The organism is Sphaerobacter sp., assembly GCF_019683595.1.
Lineage (GTDB): Bacteria > Chloroflexota > Chloroflexia > Thermomicrobiales > Thermomicrobiaceae > Sphaerobacter.
In genome coordinates, this window is record NZ_JADGHZ010000139.1 from 1 (window position 1) to 9,003 (window position 9,003).

The 9,003-nt window shown below is 69.6% G+C and carries 7 protein-coding genes; 1 reads left to right on the forward strand and 6 read right to left on the reverse strand.

Annotated features, from left to right (window positions below; genetic code table 11):
* Positions 1-643 precede the first annotated feature (643 nt).
* The 4 genes from IRZ30_RS13040 to IRZ30_RS13055 all read right to left on the reverse strand — a co-directional run bounded on the left by IRZ30_RS13040 (position 644) and on the right by IRZ30_RS13055 (position 5,959).
* Entirely contained in the window at positions 644-1,621 is a 978-nt protein-coding gene (locus tag IRZ30_RS13040) for an arginase (protein WP_294085768.1), read from the reverse strand.
* Positions 1,621-3,795 carry an arginine--tRNA ligase gene (gene argS, locus IRZ30_RS13045; protein ID WP_294085769.1) on the reverse strand — a complete coding sequence of 725 codons (2,175 nt, stop codon included), beginning with the start codon at positions 3,793-3,795 and terminating at the stop codon, positions 1,621-1,623. The genes IRZ30_RS13040 and argS overlap by 1 nt, the downstream gene beginning before the upstream one ends.
* Before the next feature lie 182 nt (positions 3,796-3,977).
* On the reverse strand, positions 3,978-4,745 hold the full coding sequence (locus IRZ30_RS13050) for a sugar phosphate nucleotidyltransferase (protein ID WP_294085770.1): 768 nt from the start codon (positions 4,743-4,745) through the stop codon (positions 3,978-3,980).
* A 146-nt stretch (positions 4,746-4,891) separates the two neighbouring features.
* On the reverse strand, positions 4,892-5,959 hold the full coding sequence (locus IRZ30_RS13055) for an Ldh family oxidoreductase (protein ID WP_294085773.1): 1,068 nt from the start codon (positions 5,957-5,959) through the stop codon (positions 4,892-4,894).
* Between the two features lie 229 nt (positions 5,960-6,188).
* Between IRZ30_RS13055 and IRZ30_RS13060 the strand changes: the two genes are divergently transcribed.
* A complete protein-coding gene (locus tag IRZ30_RS13060; protein ID WP_294085775.1) occupies positions 6,189-7,079 on the forward strand; it encodes a universal stress protein in 891 nt (296 codons plus the stop codon).
* Between the two features lie 54 nt (positions 7,080-7,133).
* On the opposite strand, the gene IRZ30_RS13065 is transcribed toward IRZ30_RS13060, so the two are convergent.
* Together IRZ30_RS13065 and IRZ30_RS13070 are read right to left on the reverse strand one after the other, a co-directional pair.
* Complete coding sequence (locus tag IRZ30_RS13065) at positions 7,134-7,853, reverse strand: class I SAM-dependent methyltransferase (RefSeq protein WP_294085777.1); 720 nt, start codon at positions 7,851-7,853, stop codon at positions 7,134-7,136.
* Positions 7,854-7,998: 145 nt separating this feature from the next.
* Positions 7,999-8,568: a hypothetical protein gene (locus IRZ30_RS13070; RefSeq protein WP_294085779.1), complete on the reverse strand. Its 570-nt coding sequence runs from the start codon at positions 8,566-8,568 to the stop codon at positions 7,999-8,001.
* Positions 8,569-9,003 lie beyond the last annotated feature (435 nt).

The following is a 9,003-nucleotide window of genomic DNA, read 5'->3' on the forward strand; positions in this document are numbered from 1 at the left end:
CGCCTCGCCCCCGCCGCCCGCCCCGCGGCGTCCCAGGCGGTGGCGGATTGAGCCGGGCGACGGCCTCTGGTACTCGCCGCCAGCGATGGGACTCCGGTGGCAGCGCGTGCTCGGGGGTGGTGCGAGGATCCGGCGCCGTGGCGCGCGCCCGGGGCTCAAGCCCCGGGCTGACAACGCAAGCCGGCTGAAGCCGGCTGGGATGAGATTCACACCTCGGCGTCGAGTCCCACCCCCCGGGCCGAATAGTGGGTAAGCCCACTGAAGGGGCTGTGATGGCGACATCCCGGCGTATCCCGTTTGGCCGTCTGCCGGACACAGCGTCCCCGGCCCCTTCAGTGGGCTTTTCCTTGTCAGCCCGGCGGCTTGAGCCCCGGGCACAGGCCACGGCGCGGGATCCGTCGCGCCACCCAATCCGGACCCTGCTCATGGTGCCGCCACTCATCCCGCGTCCTGACGACGGTGCGAAACCAAACCGGCGCGGCTGATGCCGCGCCATACCAAAGCGGCGGCTCTGGCCGCCGCACTCCAAAGCCGGCTGAAGCCGGCTTTCCTTGTCAGCCCGGGGCTTGAGCCCCGGGCACGGGCCGAGCGCGTATATCCATGGAATTCGTCAAACGCCAATGCCCCCGGGCGGTGTAGCGGCTCAGTCCGTCGTCTCGCCGATGGCGATGGCGAGGAGTTCGGCGGCGACGGCGGTGCTGGCGCCGGACGGGTCGAGGGCGGGGTTGAGTTCCACCCAGTCGAGCGAGCGGATCGGCAGGTCGGAATCGCGCAGCATGCGCAGCAGGCGGGCCGCCTCGCGGAAGGTCAGCCCACCGTACACACGGGTGCCGGTCCCTGGCAGCAGCAGCGGGTCGAGCACGTCGAGGTCGAAGCTGACGTGCACGGCGTCGGCGCCGGAGGCGTGGAGCCGGTCGATGGCAGCGGCGATGGTCGCGTCCAGCCCGCGGTCGTCGATGTGTGCCATGGTGGCGTAGTGGATGGTGCCTTCGGCCAGCCAGGCGCGCTCGCCGGGATCCAGATCGCGCAGGCCGAGCATGACAGTGTCCTCGGGGCGGATCGGCGGCGTCCCGGCGAAGAGGTCGGTTAGCGCCGAGGGGCCGCGGCCGAGTGCCGCGGCCAGCGGCATGCCGTGGACGTGGCCCGAGGGGCTCGTCTCGGGCGTGTTGATGTCGCCGTGGGCGTCGATCCAGAGGACAGCCAGCCGCTCGGCGGTGGCGGCGGCGCCGGCCAGCGTGCCGAGCGAGAGCGCGTGATCCCCGCCGAGCGTCAGCGCGAGCGCGCCGTCGCGGATGGCGTCCGCCACGGCTGAGGCGAGCGGGGGCATCGACGCGGCGATCTCGTTGAGGTACATGGCCTCGCCCGGACGATTGCGGCCGTCGAGCGGTTCGTCGCCGGGTTGCGGGGCCGGGACGGTGATAGCCGGGCGCAGGCGGTCGAGCAGGTGCGGGAACCCGCGGCGGATCAAGCGCGCGCGCAGGGCGTCGTCCAGCGCTGCCGCGCCGAGCTCGACCCCCGCCCGCACGGCGCCCAGTGCCAATGGGAAGCACACCGGTTGGATCGGCCCCGCCTGCAGGCGGTTCGTCGTGGCAACGGCCTCGCGGATCCTGTCGCTCTCCACTACATCGTCTCCGGCGCGGCGATACCGAGCAGGCCGAGGCCGTTGGCCAGCGTCTGGCGCGCGGCGGCGACCAGTGTGAGGCGGGCGGAACGCTGCGGCTCCTCCGCTTGCAGCACCGGGCAGGCGCGGTAGAAGTCGTTGAAGCGCTTTGCCAGCTCGTACACGTAATTGGCGATGACCAGCGGCTTGTATTCCGCCGCGGCGCGCTCGACCTCGCTCGGGAAGATGGCGACCTGCTGGATCAGGTTGATCTCCTCCGGCGTGAGGTCGGCGAAGGTCAGCCCCTCGGTCGGGATCTGGTCCACCTTCTCCAGGATGCGGCAGGCGCGGGCGTGGGCGTACTGGATGTAGGGGGCGGCATGCCCCTCGAAGGAGAGGGCCTCCTCGATGTCGAACACCAGCACGCGGTTGTTATCCCGCATGAGCATGCCGTACTTCATGCTGCCCAGGCCCACATCGCGCGCGATGCGGTCCTTGACCTCGTCGGGCAGGCTCGGGTTCTTCTCGTCGATGATCTCCCGCGCCCGCTGCAGCACCCGCGCGGCGATGTCCTCGTACAGGACCACGTTGCCGGAGCGGCTGCTCATCGCGCCGGTCGGCAGCATGACCGTCTCGTAGCTGAGGTGGTAGCACTTCTCCGCCTGCTCGAAGCCCCAGAGCTCCATGACCTTGAAGATCTGCTGGAAGTAGAGGCTCTGGCGAACGTCCACCACCCAGATCGAGCGGTCGACGTGGTACTGCTCGAACTTCATCTTGGTCAGCGCCAGGTCCTTGGTCGAGTAGAGGGTGGTGCCGTCGGAGCGGAGGATCGGCAGGGTCCGGTACGTCTCCTTCTCCAGCCCCAGCTTCTCGTCGATCTTGACCACCGGCAGCCCGTCGCTGATCTCGGCGATGCCTCGTTCCAGCAACTCCTGGACGATCTGCCGGCCCGGCTCCTCGACCTCGCTCTCGTAGAACCAGACGTCGAAGTGGACGTCGAGCTGGTCGTAGATCCGGTGGAACTCCTCCATGCTCCAGGCCTTGGTCTCTTCCCAGAGCTGGACGAAGGCCGGATCCTTCTTCTCCCAGAGCTGGAAGGTCTGGCGGACCTCGCGCTGCCACTCGGGCACGTGCGGCCACCAGTCCAGGTGCTCCCCGAGCCGCTGCCAGCGCTCCAGGCGCTCCTCGTAGTCGGCGGCGGTGAAGGGCTGCGGCTCACCCTCGGCGGCCGGCTGCGGCGGGTTCTCGCGCACGGCCTCCAGCGACGCGGTGAGTTGCTTGCCGACGATCGGCCAGAACTTCTTGATCGTCTCGTCGTCGTAGAAGGCGTCGGTCTTGATCTCGCGCGCGTTGGCGATCTGCCCGAGCAGGTAGGCGACATCCTCGCCGACCTTATGCTCGCGCCAAAGCTCCTTCATCATGCGGTCGACCGCTTCGCGGAAGGTGGCGTCGTTGCGGGCCAGGTCGTTGAGCAGGTCGACCACGTCCTGGCGGTAGTTCAGCCGCTGGTCGGCCTCGGTGTAGATCTCGCCCAGCCAGCGGCCGCGCTGCGCCCGAGGCGGCTCCTCGCCCTGGTGGAAGCGCTGGTAGCACCACAGCGTCTTGATGACGTGCAGGCCGATGTCGCCGATGTAGTTCGCCTGCAGCACGTCGAACCCGGCGAATTGCATGATCCGGCTGAGGGCGTTGCCGAGACAGACGTTGCGCAGGTGGCCGACGTGGAACGCCTTGTGGGTGTTCGGCTGGGAGTACTCGACCATGACCCGGTCGGTCTTCGGCTCCCCGCGGCCGTAGTCGTCGCCGGTGGTGAGCACGGCGTGGACCACTTCATTGCTGAAGCGGTTGGTGTCGAAGCCGATGTTGATGTAGCCGTTGACCGCCTCGACGCTGGCGAAGCCGTCGGCCGCCCGCAGCCGCTCAGCCACCTGCTCGGCGATCGCCTGCGCGCGCTGGCGGACCAGCTCCTGGGTGCGGCGCTTGGCTTCCTTCTTGGAGAGGCCCTCGAGCTCGGCGGCGGCCTCCGCGGTCACCAACTCGGTGGCGATCTGATAGCTGACCGAGGCGGAGGTGCCCCAGACGCCGGCGAAGGGGATGGCGCGCATGTCGAACTCGCGCCGGCCGTAGCCGAGCTCCTCCAGCGCGTCGTTGATCAGGGCGGCGGCCCGCCGCTCCTCAGTCTGAAACGTCGTTACCATCGTGGGCTCCTGTTAGTGTTGCGTCTTGCGTGTTCCGTATCGCGTAGTGCGCGCTGAATGTTCCGGCGAGCGTCAGGCGTCCCCCTTGCCCCCGGCCCCTCTCGGACGGAGCCCACCAGGGGACAGGGGAAGTGTACGCACTACGTACGACGCAGTACGCAACACGGAACACGCAACACGCCCTACGCCTTATGCACGACGGATGACGTATCCTCCACCGGCTGCGCGCGCCAGCCGCGGCGCTCGGCCCAGTAGCGATTGGCGCGGTGCAGGCTCTCGAACGTCCCGGCGTCGGTCCAGAACCCTTCCAGCTCGACCCAGCGGAGGAGGCCGTCGGCCAGGTAGAAGTTGTTGACGTCGGTGATCTCCAGCTCCCCGCGATCCGACGGCTCCAGGCGCGCGATGTAGTCGAAGACGCGTGCGTCGTAGATGTAGAGGCCGGTGACGGCGTAGTTGCTGGCCGGCTCGCGCGGCTTCTCCTCGATGCGGAGGATGCGCGTCGGGTCGTTCGGGTCGAACCGGGGGCAGCCGAAGCGGTGCGGGTCGGGCACCTTGGCGAGGAACAGGAGCGCGCCCTCCGTGAACGACTCGACGGCCGGACGGATATCGGCGTCGGTCGTGTTGTCGCCCAGGATGACGCAGATATTGTCGCCGTCGGCGAAGTCCTCGCACAGGCCGAGCGCCTCGGCGATGCCGCCCTCGTTCTCCTGGTAGGCGTACTCAAGGTGGCGCACCCCGAGGTGCTTGCCGTCGCGCAGGACGCGCAGGAAGTGCCCCGCATGCGGGCCGCCCGTGACGACCATGATGTGGTCGATCCCCGCGTTTACCAGGGTCGCGATCGGGTAGTAGATCATCGGCTGGTCGTAGATCGGCAGCAGGTGCTTGTTGGTCGCGTGCGTCAACGGATAGAGCCGGCTGCCTAATCCTCCCGCTAGGACGATCCCCTTCATCGCGGCGTGTCCCCCGTCCGTCGCGTGACGGCGCTCTCGCGCCTCGCTCGCTGTCGGATACGGTCGGAGCCGGCGCAGACCCCCCTGCACCGGCTTCCCGGTCCGCCCCTGAGTATAGCACCGGGCCCACGGCGGGCCCGAACGGCCTAGAACGGCGCCGGGACGCCGACCTCGTCGCCGAGCGCGCGCAGCTCGGCCAGCACCTTGGGGTGCACCGGGATGCCGTTGGCGCGGCGGTCGGCCTCGGCCAGATCCTCCGGGTCGCCCGGGACGTACACGCGCGGCTGCCCTTCGACCGGCTCGGCCGCGCGCAACTCGGCCAGCATCTGGTCGATCTCGGCCAGGAACTCCTCCTCCGGGCGGAAGGCGTCGATGCGCCAGGCCATGAAGGCGTGGCCGATGTTCGCCGGGCGGGGCGGCACGGTACGCGACCCGGCGACGTAGCGGCTCCAGGCCGCGCCGGCCAGTTGCCCGCAGAGCACCTCGACCACGAGCGCCAGCGCGTACCCCTTATGGCTGCCCAGCTCCCGCGTGGCGCCGAGCGGGGTCAGCGCCACGGCCGCGAAGGGGTCGGTCGTGATGTTCCCTTCGGCGTCGACGGCCCAGCCCCAAGGGATCGGCTTCTCCTCGCGCCGGGCGATCTCGATCTTGCCCCAGGCGACGGTGCTGGTCGCCAGGTCGACCACAATCGGCCGCTCCCGGCCGGCAGGGATGGCCACCGCGATCGGCGCCGTGCTCAGGTACGGCTCGCGGGCGAAGGTGGGGATCACGAGCGGGGTGGCGTTGGTCATCGCCACGCCGCACAGTCCCTCCTCCAGCGCCATCATGGCGTAGTACCCGGCGATGCCGAAGTGGTTGCTGTGGCGCACCGTGGCCATGCAGAGGCCGGTCTCGCGCGCCTTTTCGATGCAGCGGCGCATAGCGCGGTAGGCGGCCGGGTGGCCCATGCCGTTGTCGGCGTCGAAAGCGATGGTGGCCGGGGTCTCGGTGATGACGCGGAAGTTCGGCGTGAGGTTGATCAGGCCCTTCCGCAGCCGATCGGCGTAGTAGCCGAGGCGGGGGACGCCATGCGAGTCGATGCCCCGGATGTCGGACGCGATCAGCACCTCGGCGGTGATGGCCGCCTCCTCACGGCTCAGTCCGAATCCGACCAGCACATCGGCCGTGAACTGCTGCAGCACCGCAGCGTCGACTCGCACGTTCGGCTCGCCCATTCAATCTCCCCCCGTTCCTCACGGGTTCCCACGTCCGGATCTCCGTGCTGCGCATGATACCGCGCTCCGGAGCCGGTCGCTGCAACGGGTCTGTCACGCGGTGCCCTACTTCGGTGGTTCCTTTGCCATGGTGCCTGTTCTAGACTGAGAGATAGTCGTCCCGTCTGGGCACGCGGCGTGCCGCTGCGAGAGGAGTACGCCGCTCGGGCACAGGATAGGAGCATACGCGATGATCGGAACGGTGATCGTCCCACTGGATGGGTCGGAGTTAGCGGAGGAGGCACTGCCCTTCGCAGCGGCTATCGCTGAGCGCTCCGGCGCTCCGCTCCACTTGATGCGCGTCATCGCGCCCGACGAGCCCGCGTCGGCGGAGGAGGAAGCACGTACGTACCTGCGCGGCAAGGCCCGCGCCTTTGGCGACCGCGTGCAGATTTCGATCCGCATCGGCGATCCGGCTGAGCAGATCGTCGACGGCGCCGAGGAGATGATCGACCCGGTCATCGTCATGACCACGCGCGGCCGCAGCGGGATCGGCCGCTGGATCTACGGCAGTGTGGCCGAGCGGGTGGTGCGCGGGGCCGGGGTACCGGTGCTCCTAATTCGCTCCGGGATGAAACAGCCCGAGGGCGGCACCTTCCGCCGGATCATGGTGCCCCTCGACGGCTCGGCCTACGCCGAGGCCGCGCTCTCCTACGCCGTGCAGATCGCGCGCGCGTTCGACGCGGAACTGTCGCTGGTGCGGGTGGCCGAGACGACTCAGATCTACGCCATGCTGACACCGTCGGCCCAGGCCCCTGCCTCCGTCGAAACCCTGAACGAGGTCGTGGCCCAGCTCGTCGCCGATGCCAACGCGTACCTGGCCAAGGTGGGCGAGCGGCTCACGGGCGAGGGGCTGCGCGTGCGCACCCAGACGCTGGAGGGGATCGCGGCCGAGCAGCTCCTGGCCTACGAGCAGGAGGAGGACATCGATCTCATCGTGATGGCGACGCACGGCCGCAGCGGCTTCAGCCGGCTCGTCTTCGGCAGCGTGGCCGAGCGGGTGCTGAGGCTGGGCAAGACGCCGGTCATGATGGTGAAGCCCAAGGGGGAGATCGCCGAGTCGGGCGACGCGGGCAACTAACCACCGCTCCCGAGCGTGCACGGTGTGGCGGCGCCCAGCCGCCGCCACACCGCCCTAGACCCGGGCGATGGTAATGATCTCCTTGTTCGCCTCGGTGAACGGTGCGCGGGACCAGTCACCGTACTGGGCCTCGATCCGGAACCCGGCGTCGGTAAGGAACGCGGCCAGGGTGTCGGCGTCGAGGAAGCGCAGGTCGGCGCGGTCCTCCCGCAGCACGGTGCCGTCACGCTCGCTGGTGACTTCAACGACCGTCACCACGTCGCCGACCACCGCTTCCACTCTGTAGGAGACGCGGAGCGGCCGGCCCGCCGGATCGACGACATCGATCGGGTGCTCCGGCGTCCAGGTTTCCCACTCGCGCACCAGCGGGTTCCGGGTTTCGAACGCGAAGCACCCGCCTTCGACGAGCGCCCGGCGGATCGTCGCCAGCGAGGCGCGCAGTTCGTCGTCGTCGACCAGGAACTGAAAGGCGTGGCCGGTCATCACGGCGAGGTCGAACTCGTTCGACCAGGGCATCGCCGCCGCCTTGCCTGCCCACCACTCGATGTCGGTCCGCCTCCGAGCCAACCCGAGCATCGCGCGGTCCGGGTCCACTCCGCACAGCCGGCCGGTGTGCCCGGCGTCCCGCGCCCGGTGCAGCAGTGTGCCCGTCCCGCAGCCGACATCGAGCACTGCCCGAGCCTCCATGACGAGGCCGAGGTAGAACTCGTCGCTCCGTCCCCACGGGTTGAGCACGTTATAGAGGGCCGCTGTCTCCTCGTCTGAATAGCGCACCGCAACCCCTCCTCCCACGGCCGCGCGGGCCCGGCGATGCGCAGGCACGGGGCCGGCCGCTACGGGTATTGATCTGCACGGTGTCGTGGGCTGCCGTATACACAGCGTCGGTCCGCGGGTGATGGGCAGATCCTCGCTCGGCGGCTCACTCATCCGGTGGGCCGGCAGCCGGTCGCTCGCGGTCCGCCGGCTGCACCTCGCGCGTCTCCTGTGCCGGAGAACCCTCACCGCCGGCCGCACCCCCCGCTGTCGAACCGCTCCGCCCCACTCCGGGCGGCGGAGGCGGCGGTGCGGGCGGCGCCAGGCTCGCGACGGGAGCCGCCTCCTCGGGCGCGGGTACCGGTTGAAATGCGGCGCGTCCCTCGCCGCTGGCGAGGTACACCAGCACCGCGATCGCGGCCACGGTCCAGACCGGGAAGCCGAGCAAGGCCGGGATCGCCAGCACCATCGCCCCGACCCGCGACCAGCGCTCCTGCAGGAGCAACCCCCAGCCGACCACCGCCGAGCCGATCGCGAAGGCCAGGAAGAACCCGAAGAGCAGCAGCACGAAGAAGAGCCCGCCGATCGCCTCGCGCGGGCGGTCCGCGGTGAAGAGCATGGCGGGCGTGAGGAAGACGAGGACAACGCAGGTCGCCAGCAAGCACACCGCGGCGGTGACGAACTCGTACACCGCGATCAATGTGACGCCGGTCGGTCGCGGCTCCCTGCGGCCCATCGCTCCCCCCTCGCTCTCCCACCATCGCGCCCTGCGCGCACTGCGCCACACGATAGCACGGACGGGCCCAGATGACGGATCGGTCGTGGCGAGGTGGTAGGGGGATCTGGCGCCGAGGCCCGTGCCCGACGGTTATGGAATTTGGCGAGCAATATAGGTGTACGGGCCGAGCGGCGGAACCTCATGCCGGAGTGTGAGTCCTGTCCCGACCCAGCCCGCTCTAGCGGGCTTCTCATTGTGAGCCCGGGGGTTATGGAGTTTGACGAATCATACGGGCGTACGCGGTCGGCTCGTGCCCGGGGCTCAAGCCGCCGGGCTGACAACCAAAGCCGGCTAAAGCCGGCTGGGGCGCCGCAGGGCCGAGACCCAGATGATACGGCGTACACCGCCTGGCATTTGCCCGGGGCTCAAGCCGCCGGGCTGACACTGGGTAAG